Origin of the sequence: Pseudoflavonifractor phocaeensis (assembly GCF_021531815.1) — a bacterium.
Lineage (GTDB): Bacteria > Bacillota > Clostridia > Oscillospirales > Oscillospiraceae > Lawsonibacter > Lawsonibacter phocaeensis_A.
In genome coordinates, this window is record NZ_JADYUM010000004.1 from 86,917 (window position 1) to 104,006 (window position 17,090).

The 17,090-nt window shown below is 46.4% G+C and carries 19 protein-coding genes and 1 tRNA gene; 10 read left to right on the plus strand and 10 right to left on the minus strand.

Annotated elements, in window-relative coordinates; translation table 11 throughout:
* Window positions 1-16: 16 nt before the first annotated feature.
* From I6E42_RS03675 to I6E42_RS03695, 5 genes are all read right to left on the minus strand, one after another.
* Window positions 17-712 carry a DUF4230 domain-containing protein gene (locus I6E42_RS03675; RefSeq protein ID WP_235370581.1) on the minus strand — a complete coding sequence of 232 codons (696 nt, stop codon included), beginning with the start codon at window positions 710-712 and terminating at the stop codon, window positions 17-19.
* Window positions 702-1,574: an AI-2E family transporter gene (locus I6E42_RS03680; RefSeq protein ID WP_235370582.1), complete on the minus strand. Its 873-nt coding sequence runs from the start codon at window positions 1,572-1,574 to the stop codon at window positions 702-704. Before I6E42_RS03680 ends, I6E42_RS03675 begins: the two co-directional genes overlap by 11 nt.
* Before the next feature lie 12 nt (window positions 1,575-1,586).
* Window positions 1,587-2,588 carry a hypothetical protein gene (locus I6E42_RS03685; protein WP_235370583.1) on the minus strand — a complete coding sequence of 334 codons (1,002 nt, stop codon included), beginning with the start codon at window positions 2,586-2,588 and terminating at the stop codon, window positions 1,587-1,589.
* 137 nt (window positions 2,589-2,725) lie between these two features.
* A complete protein-coding gene (locus I6E42_RS03690; RefSeq protein WP_235370584.1) occupies window positions 2,726-2,950 on the minus strand; it encodes a hypothetical protein in 225 nt (74 codons plus the stop codon).
* A 14-nt stretch (window positions 2,951-2,964) separates the two neighbouring features.
* On the minus strand, window positions 2,965-3,888 hold the full coding sequence (locus I6E42_RS03695) for a 3'-5' exonuclease (protein ID WP_235370585.1): 924 nt from the start codon (window positions 3,886-3,888) through the stop codon (window positions 2,965-2,967).
* 173 nt (window positions 3,889-4,061) lie between these two features.
* On the opposite strand from I6E42_RS03695, the gene I6E42_RS03700 reads away from it, so the two are divergent.
* The 3 genes from I6E42_RS03700 (at window position 4,062) to I6E42_RS03710 (ending at window position 6,439) form a co-directional block, all read left to right on the plus strand.
* The gene (locus I6E42_RS03700) at window positions 4,062-4,433 is read left to right on the plus strand and encodes a helix-turn-helix domain-containing protein (protein ID WP_235370586.1); all 372 of its coding nucleotides are present in this window, start codon (window positions 4,062-4,064) and stop codon (window positions 4,431-4,433) included.
* A gap of 84 nt (window positions 4,434-4,517) precedes the next feature.
* A complete protein-coding gene (locus tag I6E42_RS03705; RefSeq protein ID WP_235370587.1) occupies window positions 4,518-6,038 on the plus strand; it encodes a Y-family DNA polymerase in 1,521 nt (506 codons plus the stop codon).
* Window positions 6,039-6,097: 59 nt separating this feature from the next.
* Complete coding sequence (locus tag I6E42_RS03710; RefSeq protein WP_235370588.1) at window positions 6,098-6,439, plus strand: hypothetical protein; 342 nt, start codon at window positions 6,098-6,100, stop codon at window positions 6,437-6,439.
* 52 nt (window positions 6,440-6,491) lie between these two features.
* On the opposite strand, the gene I6E42_RS03715 is transcribed toward I6E42_RS03710, so the two are convergent.
* From I6E42_RS03715 to I6E42_RS03735, 5 genes are read right to left on the minus strand one after another with little or no spacing between them, the layout of a single operon-like run.
* Entirely contained in the window at window positions 6,492-7,310 is an 819-nt protein-coding gene (locus I6E42_RS03715) for a hypothetical protein (RefSeq protein WP_235370589.1), read from the minus strand.
* A gap of 25 nt (window positions 7,311-7,335) precedes the next feature.
* Window positions 7,336-7,746: a hypothetical protein gene (locus I6E42_RS03720; RefSeq protein WP_235370590.1), complete on the minus strand. Its 411-nt coding sequence runs from the start codon at window positions 7,744-7,746 to the stop codon at window positions 7,336-7,338.
* Between the two features lie 31 nt (window positions 7,747-7,777).
* Complete coding sequence (locus tag I6E42_RS03725; protein ID WP_235370591.1) at window positions 7,778-8,182, minus strand: CFI-box-CTERM domain-containing protein; 405 nt, start codon at window positions 8,180-8,182, stop codon at window positions 7,778-7,780.
* A 2-nt stretch (window positions 8,183-8,184) separates the two neighbouring features.
* Window positions 8,185-9,108, minus strand: coding sequence for a WYL domain-containing protein (locus tag I6E42_RS03730; RefSeq protein WP_235370592.1), 924 nt, complete (start codon window positions 9,106-9,108; stop codon window positions 8,185-8,187).
* Window positions 9,095-10,342 (minus strand): helix-turn-helix transcriptional regulator, encoded by a 1,248-nt coding sequence (locus tag I6E42_RS03735; protein ID WP_235370593.1) that lies wholly within the window; start codon window positions 10,340-10,342, stop codon window positions 9,095-9,097. The genes I6E42_RS03730 and I6E42_RS03735 overlap by 14 nt, the downstream gene beginning before the upstream one ends.
* A gap of 141 nt (window positions 10,343-10,483) precedes the next feature.
* On the opposite strand from I6E42_RS03735, the gene I6E42_RS03740 reads away from it, so the two are divergent.
* From I6E42_RS03740 to I6E42_RS03770, 7 genes are all read left to right on the plus strand, one after another.
* Window positions 10,484-10,939, plus strand: a complete 456-nt coding sequence (locus I6E42_RS03740; protein ID WP_235370594.1) for a DUF6998 domain-containing protein — start codon at window positions 10,484-10,486, stop codon at window positions 10,937-10,939.
* A gap of 15 nt (window positions 10,940-10,954) precedes the next feature.
* Complete coding sequence (locus tag I6E42_RS03745; protein WP_235370595.1) at window positions 10,955-11,968, plus strand: hypothetical protein; 1,014 nt, start codon at window positions 10,955-10,957, stop codon at window positions 11,966-11,968.
* A 626-nt stretch (window positions 11,969-12,594) separates the two neighbouring features.
* Window positions 12,595-12,670: transfer RNA gene (locus I6E42_RS03750), tRNA-Ile, on the plus strand.
* A 551-nt stretch (window positions 12,671-13,221) separates the two neighbouring features.
* Entirely contained in the window at window positions 13,222-14,682 is a 1,461-nt protein-coding gene (locus I6E42_RS03755; RefSeq protein WP_235370596.1) for a DUF2828 family protein, read from the plus strand.
* A 137-nt stretch (window positions 14,683-14,819) separates the two neighbouring features.
* Entirely contained in the window at window positions 14,820-16,022 is a 1,203-nt protein-coding gene (locus tag I6E42_RS03760; protein WP_235370597.1) for an RtcB family protein, read from the plus strand.
* A gap of 11 nt (window positions 16,023-16,033) precedes the next feature.
* Window positions 16,034-16,354: a hypothetical protein gene (locus I6E42_RS03765; RefSeq protein WP_235370598.1), complete on the plus strand. Its 321-nt coding sequence runs from the start codon at window positions 16,034-16,036 to the stop codon at window positions 16,352-16,354.
* On the plus strand, window positions 16,335-17,090 hold the full coding sequence (locus tag I6E42_RS03770; protein ID WP_235370599.1) for a nucleotidyltransferase domain-containing protein: 756 nt from the start codon (window positions 16,335-16,337) through the stop codon (window positions 17,088-17,090). The genes I6E42_RS03765 and I6E42_RS03770 overlap by 20 nt, the downstream gene beginning before the upstream one ends.

Genomic DNA, 17,090 nt, shown 5'->3' on the forward strand with positions numbered 1-17,090 from the left:
CAGGGGAGAGGGGCGATTATTTGAATTCCACGATGACTGAGTATCTCCGGTCAATTGCCTTTACAATAGGCTCGTAGACTTCTTTCACCATTTTGATGGCCAGGGCATCGGCTTCCTGTCCGTTGGCTGCTGTATCGAATTTCTTCTCAAGTCGCGTACGCAGATCTTTTTCGATGGCATTGTAATCGGAGACAGTCAGCTCGATATCACCACGAGCGAAAAGGCTTTCCTTAACTTCGTCGATGATGATATTATTCGGGTCGATTTCAATAGCCTGCAGATAAGCATGATCGATTTTGATTGTGATGGTCCGCGTTTCATTATCCTCGATAATATTGGAAGCGGTTAGATTATCAAGATCAACCACAAAGTAGCCAGTTCCTGTATAGGACACTGTCTGGGTCTTTTTCAGGAAATTGAAATCTAACTGCTTAATGAGCCGATCGGTCAATTCAGTAGATACTTTTCCTTCCTGCGTACTGACAATAAGCTTTCTGGTCTCTTTATGATCAGAGAGGATTACTTCGGAAAAATTCACCTCAACACCACTTGCGTTCAGGTAGATCGTGTCTAAATCAATTTGCTCAATCCCATCAGACATGTCCATCTGCAAGGGATTGTTTTCTCGTAAGAGACCAGAGATGAGTACGACGACTAGAAGACCTGCAAGAATGTAAACAGCTATGTTATAACGTTTCTGTTTATTCATCATCGTGATCCCCTCCAATAGCAACGAGTGAAGTCTCTTCCTTGCGCTCGCGACGCTTTTGGTTAATCTGCTTAAGGTTGGGGGTCGGGATCACAATATGGAAGGTTTCATTTAGGATCCATTTGAGCACAAAGAACGTAAGTATCGGCATCACAAAGTTCGTAAAGATTAAAATTGCAATGGAGTTCATGCACCTACGAACGTTGTTTTGGAAGTGTAGCATGAGGTCGGAAATGTCTCTGATAGCTGTTTGGAAAAGTTCTGACAGCTTCTCGAAGATATTCATATCTTCCTCGTTACTTTCCATGGCAGTGTTTAGCTTATCCGCACCATTCTCAGTCTCGGCAATTGTTTCTTCTACATAGGCCGTTAGATCAGCAGCCACATATTCAGTAATGTGGGTGCTGCAAGGAACAACTAGAGCTATGGCAAGGCTGAGAATGCAAAGACGAACTGCAAACGAATGAAGATAGTTCTTTTTTGTAGCTATAGCAATGGCACCTGCGATACATGACCATGGAATTAAAAGAGCGAAAGAGAGTTTGGTTCCATAAATGATTATTATTTTTTCTAATAGTAGGACGACAAGAATTGCGATGAAGTAGGTGTTCATGTCCGTAAGGTGCTCAGCTATAGGTGTTGCAAAATCATCCGGTAAAGCTGTGATAGCTAAAGATGCAGATAGCGTTGCGGCTGAAAATGCCATGACAGTTTGATTGCTTTCCTCGATACTTTCGAGGGACTCTTTAACAAAACCTGTATCCGAGAACCATGATGTTGCATAGAAGAACGATAAGGCAGCTACAAGAAGCAGGGCCAAAATCTTAACTGCAAGTTTTGCGTGATCGGTTGACAGCATTCGCATTATCAGCCCTCCTTACTTCGCAGTGCTTTCATCATCTGAAGGCTCTTCTGAGGTGAAGGCTACATCAATGACTGCATCGTTCAAAATGAGATCGTCATCTTCCTTAGAGGGACAATAATCGGGATTGCTAAGCATGGTGTTTTTCAGAGTCGCTCTCAGCTTATCACAGCAGGGCTTAAAGGAAACAAAGGTGAGTCCTCCACCGACAACGCCGCCAACTACAGGAATGGCTTTCTTAAAGAAGCCTGCAAACACCTGCTTGGTCATCTTTACGCCAAACCATTTGGCAACACTTTTAACGATAGGATAAATAGTGCCTTTAGTCAGAGCCTGACGGAGCAACTGTTTTTCAACACCGGTAGCCAACGCCTTGGCCATCGCCTTAAGTGCATTATTTGCGCCTGCAACACCGTACATGACACCAAGACAGATGATCAGGGTATTCATAGTCTCTGAGTCAAATGTCTGATCCTTTTCGTCCAAGTCAATGGCCGGGAAGCCATAAAGGTACATCAGCTTCTGGGTGGCACGAAGCATGTAGCCATAGTACTGCGCAATGTCAGCAGGGATCGTTGCAGCCATGGCAACTCCACCGGGCATACCGAGAGCAGCTGAGATGCCGGAGACGCAGTTACGTTCATACTTGATAACTTCATCTGCAATCTTCTCAATTAATTCAGAAGGTATATTGGCATGCAGCGGATTGAAAGTAATTGCATCATCAATGACGTCCTGAGGTAGTTTTGTCTTAAATTCATTCTGCAGGAACTGGGCTCGATCAATCCGGATGCCGGGAACCTTGAGGCCCATAATAATGACATCTTCAATATCGACTTCGCCATTACCATTCTGGTCAATGGCTCCAAGAATAGCTTGCTGAGATTTTTCAGTGAGTTCCTTGGTTTTTCCTGCAACAGAAACGGCTGTTTTGCCAACGCTCTGAGCGGCATCAACGGTGGCTTTCCCGGCTTTATTAGCCAGTTCCTTTAGATCAATCTTTGGTTTCTTTTCCATATTTGTTTTATCCTCCAAAGTATATTAGGACCCGTAACAACGATCCCTATTACAGGCGTTGTATTTTTCGCGAGCAAGTATTGTCGTATTTTGTCGCCTAAATAATACCATGTTACAGCTAAAAAGTACAGTGGAGGTCAGACGGAACTGCTCAATAGAGCGATGGCACCAATCATCATCAATACCGGGATGATAAGGAGTAGGCCACCAGCAAAAAGGATACAAATCACCAAAGAAGGTAATGCAACAACGAACAACAGCGAAGCAATAAGCTTTGCCACTCCCCATGTGATCTTTAGAGCTAGACCTATGAACTTATAAGAGAGCCAGAGGAATAGAACTGAAATAAGAAGTTCCAACATAAGATAAGACCTCCTCAGTAGGAATATGCCGGAATAACATACTTGCTCCACGCTGCAGCCTGCTCAACACAGGCCTGGTAATCAGATCTAAGAGCATCTGTGAGCTCGTATACAAAGCGCTTAACAGATACTTTGTTATTGGGTGCAGGGCGGAATTTGAGCTTGATCAGATACTCCTGGCCATCAGAGCATTCGCCAGTAGACAGCAGAATTGAAGTATCGTTCTTTCGAACCCAGTTATCACCCCAGACAATATCTCCGCAATTGGGACATTCGAAGGAAACAACATAATCGTCACTCAACGCGTCGCTGATGTCTTCGTAAGCCTCATCAAAGGAATAGGACTCCACCACGCCATCTTTATGCTCAACGAGTTCCTTATACTCGGCAAGGCCTTTCAGCATATCCAGATGATTGCATAGAAGCATAGTGCTCTTAGCATCATTGAGTGCATCATGTGCCTCGAAGGGTGTTTCATTGAAATGTGCAAGGGCTCTGGACAACCGATACTGGCGAGTATCATGGGTTACTTGTTCAGCGAATACATTCTGAAGATTAAAGCACATGGGCATGAAGCTAGTGTCAATACCATGGAGCTCCATGTTCTTCTTGAGGATACGGAGATCTTCGGTGCCCCAGATCAAAAATGCAAAGTTGGTTCCGCACCAGTCACAGAAAGAGGAAAACACATCAACAAACGGTTTTCCGTTACGAAGATCGCGCTGCTCAAGTTTCGTGACCTCTGCAACCTGAGGATGGAGTTCAGTATAGTACTGGGGAATGACACGTCCGTTGAAGGAACTGACAGGTTGGAATTCATCGTTCAGCATAACAGCGCCTATTTGGATGATCTCGCCGGTCAGGAATACAGGGTTCTTGACCATGTCGGCATAAGTAATCGCCTGGTTCCATTCCATATCTAAAACGACGTAATTCATATTGGCAGCTCCTTTGATATTTCTTGTTGTACTAAGGATATCAAGGATGCTGTACCAAAAAACGGACAGCGGTGAAGAATGATGAATGCTGCTACGCTGGGGTACAGCAGCATATGAACTGAAATGTTTGGAAGCATATGATAGAATTGATATTATAGGAGGTGTGAAATTAAATGACTTTACAGGAATGGACCGGCCAGCTCGTTATGCAAGCTAGGGAAGAACAGGGGTATTCGCAGCAATACGTAGCAGATGAGGTGGAAATTGATCTACGTACCCTCAAGAAAATTGAAGAGGGGAAGTCGGACCCGGATTACATCACAATCTATAAACTGATCCACTTACTCTACATCTCGCCGAAGATCATGTTTTATGCTGAGCAATCACAGGCGGGGCTCACGATGGACCATGAGTATAGACGACTACTGCGGTTTACGCCAGATCAGATTGCTATGATTTCGGAATCTGCTTTGCATGTCAGATCGTGGTACGAATCACATCCTGATGAATATCAGGAATTTATGGAAAAGAACGGCCTCTGCTGAGAAGCAGAGGCCGTTCTCTCTGGCTAATGGAGCTAAATCATGATATACTAAAAAAACACAGTGATAGAAGAGGAGGGCGAGGCCATGAAGAATAAAACCTATATTGCGATTGACCTGAAGTCCTTCTATGCTTCAGTGGAATGTATGGAACGAGGGCTGGATCCCATGACCACCAATCTGGTAGTAGCTGATGCCAGTCGAACAGAGAAAACGATCTGTCTTGCAGTTACACCGTCACTGAAACGGCACGGTATTTCTGGACGTGCAAGATTGTTTGAAGTCGTACAGCGAGTTAAAGAAGTAAATGCGCATCGAAAATCCAAGGCTCCTGGACATGAACTTACTGGATCCAGCAGTAATGCATCGGAACTTGATTCGAATCCTTCACTTGCACTGGATTATGTTGTTGCACCTCCACGCATGGCTCATTACATTGAGCACAGTACAAAAATCTACAATGTTTATCTGAAGTATGTAGCGCCAGAAGACATCCATGTTTATTCTATCGATGAAGTGTTTATGGATGTTACGGATTATCTCGGAACCTATCAATTGTCAGCACGGGACCTTGCGATGAAGATCATCCTGGATGTATTGGAGACAACCGGGATTACAGCCACGGCAGGAATCGGAACGAATCTGTATCTTGCGAAGGTTGCCATGGATATAGGGGCTAAGCATATTGAACCAGATAAAAACGGCGTGCGAATCGCTGAACTTGATGAGATGAGCTATCGCAAGCAGCTTTGGGAGCATCGACCCCTGACGGATTTCTGGCGGGTAGGACGTGGTTATGCAAAGAAGCTTGAAGCCCATGGAATGTTCACCATGGGTGACATTGCACGCTGTTCGATTGGTAAGGCCAATGACTATCTGAATGAGGATCTGCTATACAAGCTATTCGGTGTGAATGCGGAGCTTCTGATTGATCACGCATGGGGCTGGGAGCCTTGTACAATTGCGGATATCAAGGCATATAAGCCATCTACGAATAGCCTGGGTGCCGGTCAGGTTCTGCAGTGCGCATATCCAGCAGATAAGGCGAGACTCGTCATGCGGGAAATGGCTGATGCGCTATCCCTAGATCTGTTTGATCATGATTTGGTAACGAACCAGCTGACTATTACTGTTGGTTATGATATTGAGAACTTGAGTGGATCGGCAGGGAAGTCCTACGCCGGTGAGATCACGACAGATTTCTATGGCCGCAAGGTTCCTAAACACGCCCACGGAACCACGCATCTTTCAAAGTATAGCTCCTCCACAAAGCAGATACTTGCTGCCGTGACGGAATTGTATGATCGGATTGTAGATAAGAACTTACTTGTGCGCCGCCTGAATATTGTTGCCAATAATGTTATCGCAGCGGGTGACGTAGATGAGAAGCCCTCCTTTGTGCAGCTTGATTTATTTACTGATTATGCTGCGAAGAAGGAACAGCAGGAGCAGGAGACATCAGCTCTTGAAAGAGAGAAGAAGATGCAGGCAGCCATGCTGGCCATAAAGAAGAAGTACGGTAAAAACGCCATTCTAAAAGGAATGAATTTTGAAGAGGGCGCTACTGCTCGGGATCGAAATAAGCAGATTGGAGGTCATAAAGCATAATGGGCCGATATGACGACATTATCAACCTCCAGCATCCAACATCCAGGAAGTATCCTAGAATGGCAATGGTCGAACGTGCAGCTCAGTTTTCGCCATTCCAGGCGTTGACTGGGTATGCATCTGCCATCAAAGAAACTGCTCGATTAACCGATCAGTGGATCGAACTGGATGAAAGCTCCAAAGCGGACCTAAATGAAAAACTGAGAATTCTGGTTGCTCAGATCCCAAATGTACCGGTTGCAGCATTTACGTATTTCGTGCCGGACCAGCATAAAGACGGTGGTGAGTACGTTACCCGAAGAGGGATTCTTAAGAAGGTAGATCCAATTGAACAGGTGATTGTTCTAGCGGATGGGTGCATCATACAAATCAACTCCATTACAGCTATTGAAATTGAATAGAAGATAGGCAAGGGCCTCTGCTGAATAAACAGCAGAGGCCCTTCGAAATTAATTATTTAGCGGTATATTCAGTTTCTTCGGCGATAAGAATAGCCGTCGAAGAAGATACACAGCATTTGCGGTTCTCATTATATCGTTTGTCATCATCAATCTGACCACGGTACATGGAATGTTTATTTTTGCCACCAAACGCATGGTACATTTTCAGCGTATCCTGAAAATTGTACTGGGTCAAGTAGATGCGGTCACGACCGCTAGAACTTCCTAATCCATTTTCAATCACCCTGCGGCACAAAATAATCGTATCAGTATCCTCATTACCAATAGCGCGAGGTCTCCAATCGGGTAGGATTAAGTGAGTGTCCCAGTTTTGCTCGAGATCTGCAGGAGGCTGCGTCATTATGATGTCCCAATTGTCCCTCTCAAAACGTGTATAAGGGATTGCGTGAAGGAAGAGGTCACAGAGTAAAGCTTCAAAATAACCATCGCGGCTACCGTCATTGTAGATTGCTTCCATTGGAGGAGCTGCGGTTTCTGGAAGTTCAAAGTGCTGTCCGTGGAATAGTTTTGATAGCCAGGCGTCCTTTTGATCAACGACAGGGTCTGAAGGATCGCCATCCTTGACGGCAGCAATTCTGCCCCAGATGCCATGATATTCTCTCGCCAGATAGCAAATGAGCTTATAGTTCTCATCAAGCTCCAAGTGCGGGAAGCAGGATAGGACGTTAGAGATATCGAAAGTGATTACTCCATTTTGATGGATGTTTTCAGATATAGAAGTCCAGTCCATACCCTCAAGGAGAAATCTCTGGCAAATAGCATAGTGTTCTTCCAGTGGATATCCATCAAGGTAGTGACAAATAATACCCATAAAAATCGCTCCTTATTCCTAAGAATTATAAAACCTTCTGCAGAACTGCATCGTAGACTACTTCATCGTCATAGATGAGGTAGATATCAGATGGAATAAAGGTTCTGGAAGATAAGGCTACCTCGAGAGATTCTACAAACGCATCAAAATTATCCCAGGCACTGGTAAGGGCAAAATCCTCATCGTCTCCAGGATGTAACATCACATCAACTTCATCAAAATCAAGCTCCCAGTCTCGACTGTAAGTGCCGTAGAATTCAAAGTTCTTACATTGGCTCATCAGAAGTTGAAGGGCTTGTTCCCGGACAAAAGCTTTGTCATACGTATGTTCAACAATGAAGAAGCAATGAAAATTTCGGTTAGGTGTGAGCGTAGTTTTACCGGTGAAAAGATCCATGCTATAAAAATTGTTGCTCAACTTAATGCACCGAGGCACGCTAATCACATCCTTTTGATTGGGGGAAGAACTAATCCTTATACGGATTATCAGAATATCCGCGTCGTTTCAAATAACAAACAAAAGCAGAAAGAATAGTTTTGATGGGTAAGCGAAACCATGTGGAGGAACCAAAAACAGAAACGACTTTCGGTGATACAGCGTAGTAGGCTTTGATAAATAGCCTACCCCAATAGGAACGTTTCAGATAGTTGTCGCGAAACCGTCTAAGAGTCCAAACTTCAGGACAATCGTAGGATCCGTATACGCATGTGGCTACATAGCAACCACCAGAGTTTTGCGGTCGTCTGTGATAACTGCCGGAAGATCCTGCTTCATAGCCATCCTCGTAGCCTTCTTCATATGCTTCGTCTTCGTCCATCATTTCCATGATTAGCATGTCATCCCAAAAGTCGTCTTCATCGTGATCGAACATAATTAATCCTCCGAATGGTCAGCAACGAATGCTGCTTGCTTGAAAAGTCGTTCTTTAATGAGCGTGATGAAAGCATCAGGAGCTACAACCTCCAGCACAGGACCGAAAGAAAGAACACGAATGAGAAGTTCGGTCTCATCGTCCTTATCATACCGGAGCTTAATCTGATAGAGCCGATGATCAAGCTTCAAAGTCTCCTTCTCGAAATGAGAGAAGTGGAGAAGGACACGCTCAAGGGCATTTCTCTCGTCATGAAGCAACATGGTAAGTTCACACATACGCTCCTGCGGGATCTGCATACTGTCTGCTTCATATTCCTCCAGAAGCTCACAGGACCGGACACGGGCGAGATTGATGATGTGCATATTGCGCTTTCCACGGGACTGGAGCCGGAACTTATCGTCTTTTGAAGAGTACTCCAACCGGTAGGGCATACAGACCAGAGAATGACGAATGCCGGTGTGCCCACGGAACCTGATGCGCAGCATTCTCTTCTCACGGATCGACTGAAGCACTGTGCGGAAACAGGCAATGTAGTTTTCATCCTCATAGGGATCGCCATCAGAATACTGGTCGAAGAGCACGAACGTGCCGGGCTTATACAGTGGTTCGACATCCTCAAGACCGGTGGTATCAGGATTGAACAAAGCAATACGCGGATCCTGGAGCAATGCCTTCAGCCAGCGCTTCTGCAGCTCGGTCAGGGGCATGGTGGGGGAGTGCTGGATCACAGTATTCTGATCTCTGTCCAAAAGGGGCCATGCCTCTTTTTTCAGTGCAGCAGGAATGGAGAGGGAACTTTCTGCAAAGGCCTTGTCCTGGATCAGCTCTGTCATACGCTTGTCCGTCAGACAACCGGCAGACGCCTCAGAGAGAATGGCGGCAACAACGTTAAAGTAGCTGCCATAGATTTCACTGAACAGCATCGTTGTCACCTCCGTACATAGCATTCATCCGTTCGAGATCTTCATAGAATGTCTTCACCACGAACTGGCTGCTACACTGCAGATCCACGATCCGGCCAATAAAGGTACGGAGCCACGGCAGCATTTCGGATGCATCATAAACATCAGCAACGAATTTACAGGTATGCTCGTCAATGATCTCAATGTGGCCATGCCGCTTCTCACGCTCCAGACGCTGCAGGATGAATTCTTCGCCAGGACCATGATGGATGGTCATTTCGATATGATCCAAGTTGTGATCCGGACCAGTCGATACTCCCCAGAGGTGCTGATCGAACTTTTCCTGGTACCCGACGTACTTGGCGTATTGCTTTTCGATGTTGCCAATAGCGACTTTCTTAATGGCATCCAGTCGGAAGAAAGTCATGTGCTTACCTCGATAGTGATAGCCCAGTAAGTACTGGCGTCCGGATTGTGTGCTGACATAGATATTCAAGGGGCAAACCGTGCGTTGGTAGTCTTTGCCGCTGCGCAAGCTCTTAACGGTCAATTCAACAGCACGCTGCTCATCAATGGCCAGCAGGAGGTCACACAGAACATCACTATCCAAGGCGTGGAGTATGTAGTGATGCTTGAAGCGGAAGGCATCAGAGTTATTTTCCAGCTTGTCCATAAGGAAAGAGCCCACAACACCCATAGGATTTTCTTCAGAGAAGAATGCCAGGGCATCAACCCATGTAGTGAGATCAAAGGACTCATCGTCCGTTCTTTTGTAAAAAACTTCACGGCCACGCTTCTCAGAGCAGATGAGACCGAGCGTTTCATACTCCTTCAGCTTCTTTCGAACGGTGGATTCATCCAAGGAAAAGGCGTCATTGAAGTGGGACAGGTAGTTATCCGAAATTCGATCGATGATTTCCTTCGACGACAGGGAATTGCCATCAGCCAGGATATCTAAAATGTAAAAATGTAGTGTAATATCCTTATCTGTAAAGCTTTTTGCCTTGAAAGCTTTATGGAGCGGATTATGGGGGATTCTTCGGCTATCTACGGACAGAAATACATTCTTACCAGAAGAATCCTGATGGAAAGACATATAGTCGCCAAGCCAGCTTTCAATTCTGCGGCGCTCATTATCGTAGCTGCGAGCGCTCTTGGAATCGTATTCTTCACGGCTCTTGAAACCATATACATAGAACTCACGCATGTAGTCACGAATGCGTTCGAAGTTCTTTATCAGTTCACTGTATGCCATCAAATCCACCTCCATTTCCGGGTTATACGCTAATTTTACCATATTCGCTGTACCAATAAAAGGACAACTGGAAAACATATAAAACGATTAGTTGCTTATTCATCCAGAGATGAGTACAATAGGGAACAGGTGGTGATATGTATGAGCTCTTCTGGAAACAACGTATTGATCTCTGAGAAAATAAAAAGAATATACGCGATTACTGCAGAACTTGAGGCTCTGTATCCCGGTCGCCACTTTACTCCAGATGGCCACATGGTTGGCAGCATCGGAGAAGTGTTGGTTGCTGAGCATTACGGCTTGCAACTCTTGACGGCATCATATGAAACTCACGATGCAATTGCGCCAGATGGCCGCTATGTGCAGATCAAGGCCACCCAGGTTAATCGGATCGCGATCAGCAGTGAACCGGACTACCTGATCGTCATAAGGCTCTTGCCAGACGGCTCCTTTGAAGAATGTTATAATGGAACTGGAGCCGAAGTATGGAATGCTGCCGGTCCCATGCAGAAGAATGGTCAGCGGAGCATTTCCTTGGCCAAGCTTATTAAGCTTAATAGGGAGCAGAAGGATTCTGACCGCATCCAACGTCGATAACGTGGAGGAATAGACATGGACATCATTGGAAAAGAAGTCTTACATAAAACACTGGGCGTTGGAACAATCATTAACCAGGAAGGGAAGACCCTATCCGTTCATTTCGAGAGTAAGGATACGAAGTTCATTTATCCGGACGCCTTTAAGCAGCATCTGACCTTTGTAGATCCTTATGTATCCACCCAAATGGCAAGTGAGCTTGCTGCGGCTGAAGAAAAGAAGAAGGCCGCCTATACCGCTAAGATCGCAACGCCGATTGAGGTTCCTGTAGAGAAGATACGGAAATACAAACGGGTTGAGAAACCCAATATCGCATTCAAATGTAATTACTGCGATGGAGGTATTAAGGAGAACGACATTGGCTTCTATGGTGTATGCAGTGACGCAATTATCTATAACAACATCGAAGTTGAACATAAGACCTGGTGTAGCGCAGAAGAGTGCCCTTGCATGCAGTTTATGAACGGTCAAATTTCTCGTCAGGATCTTGATGATATTCTTGCTAACGGAGATCTGGTCTGTTATGAAAGCCAAATGCTACGGGAATGGAAGGCTATGGCAGGCGTTGTTCAAAATGGTGACCGTAAGGGACAGCCAATGCATTTGAGTGGCGTTCAGTCGAACAGCCTATGTGTTTTGACTACGCGTGAACCCTACACAACAGAAGAGGATCGCTTTATCTTTGCAGTCTTCCTGGTAGATCAGACCTACGATGGAGACGATCTGGATGAAGGGTTCGTTTCCACGCAGTCCAAGTATAAGATCAAGCTTACCACTGAGCAGGCCCATCAGATGCCGTTCTGGCGCTACCATGCAAATGAAAAGCAGCCGGAAATTGCTGTCTGGAGCTCTGGACTGCATCGGTACTTCAATGATGAACAGGCTGCGCAGATCCTTAGAGATATCGTTGAGATCAAGAAGGGGACAGCGGATGAGGCTCTTGCAAGGGAGTTCTATGAAACTTTCTGTACAATTACAAAGATCAATTCTGAGTCTCTCAGCGATCCCAATGGCGCTCTTTGCCAATAAGAATTGAACGGAGCCACGGTTGATTAAGTTCAACCGTGGCTCTGTTGCGCTTCAAGCCTTCCAAACAGAGGGCTAAGCGCACGTATAAATGTGTGTACAGGAATGGAAATGAATCCGTCTACCTGCCTCTATACTATATATGTTTGTTCAGAACAGCAAAATGTGGTATCAAATTAGAAATTTCCTCAATTTTTTCTGCTCTATACAAGTTTCTATATAATAAGACACTTCAACTCTGAAAGTGCAACATGAAATATAAGGATATTTGAAAATTTATTGTTACTTCTCGTGTTCTTATGGTGAATTCAAAGCGTGTATTGGAGTTCGCAACTTTTTTTCCGTGATTTTCCTCTATGTGCGCGGTATTCTTAACTCACGAAAAGCACAAACAGCAACGCTTAAAAGCATACGACTGTTAACCGTAGAAGCTATGTCCCTTCTGCAATCAATACCGGTTGCAGCGCTGGGGCGGATACAATGTGCTTTGTAAAAGACGCCAACAGCAATTCCTGATATTGTTCCTACATTAGCTCACTTAAGGAGCACCTGACTTCGGGTCAGGCCAAAGTTGGGTGAGATCCCCAACATGTAATTATCATGATGGCGTCTTGTAGCTGAGGAATGCATCATACTGGTAGTTCGGCTGGTAGAATAGGAGACTAATAATCTCGGTGTCGCAGGTTCAAGTCCTGTCCGTATGATGCATTCTTACCATCAATAACGGTAGCTGGCCGTGAGATATCCACTTTCGACTGCACTGCAGTTTGGGATGTAGAGGATCGGTCTACCGCTATTATAAAGGCACCAACAGCAACTGACGAATAGCTAAGTTGGTTATAGCAGATGGTTCATACCCATCGTTCGTGGGTTCGACTCCCACTTCATATGGTGCCTTGTACTTATCAATAAAGATGCCAACAGCAATCAAACTAGACGGTTTTGGATCCGACACTATCGCTACCAATGGGCTGTCGGAAGCATGACAGCTCATGTAGGCGGTAAATCTAATGGCATCTTGTTAAAGGCGCGATCAGCAATTTAGCAAAGGTCTAGCTCATGCTCTTGAGCCACTCATTTTGTCCGGCAGTAGCGATGAGTGATTGCATGGCTGTCTGATGTTGCCGGAACTGAAGACAGCAGCGCCTTGCTAATAAAGGCACCAACAGCAATAATTGGTAACGTCTCTTACGCTGGGTTCAAATCCCTAATGGTGCCTTGTATTTACGAATTCTATCACGGAGGAGTGATTTTACATGCTTAAGTTTCTGAAGAAAGAAGCGAATATGACCTATACCGAGAACGGCGCAGCTACATATCGATCCACCCAGTCTGAATGTCTGGATCTGTTTGCAACGATCGGTGCCCTGCGCAGAGAAAGTGATGAAGAGATCACCAATCGCTTCCTCCGTGCCTATGCTGAGGACGCAGACCTGGCAATGAAGACCCTGTTCTTCGCCCGCGATATCCGTGGCGGTATCGGTGAGCGTCGAGTGTTCCGGACTATCCTGAAGTGGCTGGCGGCCAATGAGCCCCAGTCTTTGGAGAAGAACATCCAGTACATTGCAGAGTATGGTCGTTACGATGACTTGCTGGCTCTGATGGGCACTACCTGTGAAGGTAAGGCTCTGCAGCATATTAAGAAGCAGCTAGCTGCAGATTGTGCTGCACTGGAGTCTGGCGATTCCGTGTCCCTGCTGGCCAAGTGGCTGCCTTCTGTCAACGCATCCAATGATGATACTGTTCGCCATGCTAAGCGAATTGCACGTGCAATGGGTATGAACGATGCCCAGTACCGTAAGACGCTGAGTGCCCTGCGTGCGAAGATCAGTATCATTGAGAATAATCTTCGCGAAAAAGACTACACCTTCGATTACTCCAAGCAGCCCTCTAAGGCAATGTTCAAGTACCGTAAGGCTTTCATGCGTAATGATGGTGACCGATACGGTAACTTCATGAACAGAGTCGCCGAGGGAGTGGAGCAGATCCATACCGGTGCCTTGACTCCCTACGAGATGATTAAGCCTTTCTTCAATAGAGGTTCCATCTCTGACGCGGAGCGCAAGGCAATCGATGCCACCTGGAAGGCGCAGGAGGATTTCACTGGCGGCGAGAACGCTCTGGTCGTTATTGATGGCTCCGGCTCCATGTACGGTGGTGCGGATCCCATTCCCGCAACGGTAGCGCTGTCTCTGGGAATTTACTATGCCGAGCGTAACACCGGCGCATTCCAGAACCATTTCATTACCTTCTCTGAGAATCCCAAGCTGGTTGAGATCAAGGGCAAGGATATCTATGAAAAGGTACGTTACTGTCATCAGTTCAACGAGGTGGCCAACACCAACATCCAGCGCGTGTTCGAGCTGATTCTGAAGACTGCTGTAAAGAACCGGGTGCCTCAGGAAGATATGCCTGCCAAGGTCTACATCATCTCTGATATGGAGTTCGACTACTGTACCGAAGATTGTTCTCTGACCAACTTCGAGTACGCACAGCGACTCTTTGCAGAGCATGGCTACCAGCTGCCTGAAGTGGTGTTCTGGAACGTGGCAAGCCGTAACCAGCAGCAGCCCGTCAAGGTTAATGATAAGGGCGTTGCACTGGTCTCCGGTTGTAACCCTCGTGTCTTCTCCATGCTGAAGGCAGGCATCCTGTCTCCCTACGCCTTCATGATGGATGTGCTGGGTTCTGAGCGTTACGCACCCATTGTGGCATAAAGCTGTTGAAGCAGGAGGTGATAGCATTGCTGTTATCATCTCCTGCTATTTTCATTTTTTCATGAATGCCAAAAACTGTTGCTGTAAGGCGCATTTGCTCGTAAAATTAAGTATAGAGAGTATTAAAGGAGATCGTTATGGTTACGATTCAAGGTTTATATAATACCGCTGTCTGTTACACTCCCGAGCTGGAGGAACTGGCAGCGAAGCAAATTAAGGCGGTGTGCGATCAGGTGGAGTTTGCCGGTTGCAAGATCCGCATCATGCCTGACGTGCATGCCGGTAAGGGCTGTACCATCGGCACCACCATGACCATCCAGGATAAGATTGTTCCCGGTATGGTTGGCGTCGATATTGGCTGCGGCATGGAGACGGTTGAAATTGCAGAGCGTGATATTGACTTCGCCAAGCTGGATGCTCTGATCCGGAAGGAAATCCCTTATGGCCGAGAGGTCAGAGATACCCTTCACGCACTGAATGCCGAAATTGATCTGACTCAACTGCGCTGTGCCGATCAGGTTAATTTGAACCGAGCTATGCGAAGCATTGGTTCTCTGGGCGGTGGTAACCACTTCATTGAAATAGACCGCGCTGAGGATGGCCGCCTGTTCCTGGTAGTTCACTCCGGCTCCCGGCACTTCGGCACCGAAGTTGCTGAATACTATCAGAATGAGGGCCGTCGTGCGCTCTGGGGCGGTGCACAATACCAGGTTCAGGAAGTGATTGCGCAGCTGAAGGCAGAAGGTCGGTTCCAGGAAATCCAGAAGACCATTAAGGCGCTGAAGAAGGAACATGATCTTTCTATCCCTAAGGATCTGGCCTATGTAGAGGGCAAGCTGTTTGAGGACTACATCCATGATATGAAGATCACTCAGCAGTTTGCCATGCTCAACCGTAAGGCCATGGTGGATGTCATCATGACCGGCATGGGCTTCACTGCTGTGGAAGCATTCACCACCATCCACAACTATATCGATACTGACGCCATGATTCTGCGTAAGGGCTCTGTGTCCGCTAAGGCAGGGGAGAAGCTGTTGATCCCCATCAACATGCGCGATGGCAGCCTCATCTGCATTGGTAAGGGCAATGAGGAGTGGAACTGCTCTGCACCTCATGGCGCTGGTCGCCTTATGAGCCGTCGTGCAGCCTTTGGTGCGCTTTCCATGGAAGAGTTCCAGAAGGAGATGGAAGGTATCTATACCACCTGCGTGCTGCCTGACACCCTGGATGAGTCTCCTATGGCATACAAGAGCATGGACGAAATCGTTGCGCAGATCGGTCCCACCGCAGATATCATTGAGCGCATCCGACCTGTTTATAACTTCAAGGCTGCCGACTAAGGAGGAGCATCATGGATAACTATGAAGCAATCCTGCGTATGGATAGAACCGCAATGGAAGGATTCTTGGATCAGGTATATCTGGCCGGAATGAATGCCGGGTTATATGCAGCTCGACTTCCAAACGAAAGTGAGGAGCAGTTTGAGGTGCTCGATGAAAACCCGTTTGATTCTTCCTGGCTTTCTGGTGAGGCAGAACACGCCGTGTTAGGCACGATCGTCGAAGATGGGGATGAATATATGCTTGATGCGCTAACTACTGCGGTATTTCGTAACGCAGGGATTGACCCAAAGGAGGAAGGTGAACCGGGCGATGGAGGCATTGATCCGTGAAAAACTGAAAGAAATTGAACAGCGCGAAGGTTGCCGAATCCTGCTCGCTGTTGAGTCCGGAAGTAGAGCCTGGGGCTTTGCTTCTCCGGATAGCGACTACGATGTACGCTTCATTTACGTGCGACCTAAGGAGTCCTATTTGCGGCTGGATCGGGTACGTGACGTAATTGAAGTGCCCATCAACGATGAGTTGGACATCAACGGTTGGGATGTAGATAAGGCTTTGAAACTACTCCACAAATCTAACCCTACTGTGTTTGAGTGGTTCTCATCTCCAATCATCTATCAGACCAGCGAGTTCGCTGAGAAGTTCAAGCATATTATGAGGAAGTATTTTTCTTCCAAGAGTGGCCTGTGGCATTACCTTCATATGGCTGAAGGCAACTTCCGCGAGTTTCTGCGTGGTGACAGGGTCAAAGCCAAAAAGTATTTCTATGTACTTCGACCTATTTTGGCTTGCCGCTGGATCCTTGAGAAGGGAACCCCACCCCCGATGCTGTTTTCTGAACTCATGGAGAGCCAGTTAGATGAAGGCCTGAAAGAGACCGTTTATGAGCTCTTGGATCTGAAAATGAATGCACCGGAAGTGAAGACGATTCTGCGTATTGATGTGCTCAACGAATATCTGGATCGCAGTATCATCGAAGTGAAAGAAATGATCGAGCGCCTGCCTAAGGAGCAGACGCATGAGTGGGAGGAACTGAACGAATTGTTCCTCTCAGTATTGGAGTTGTGA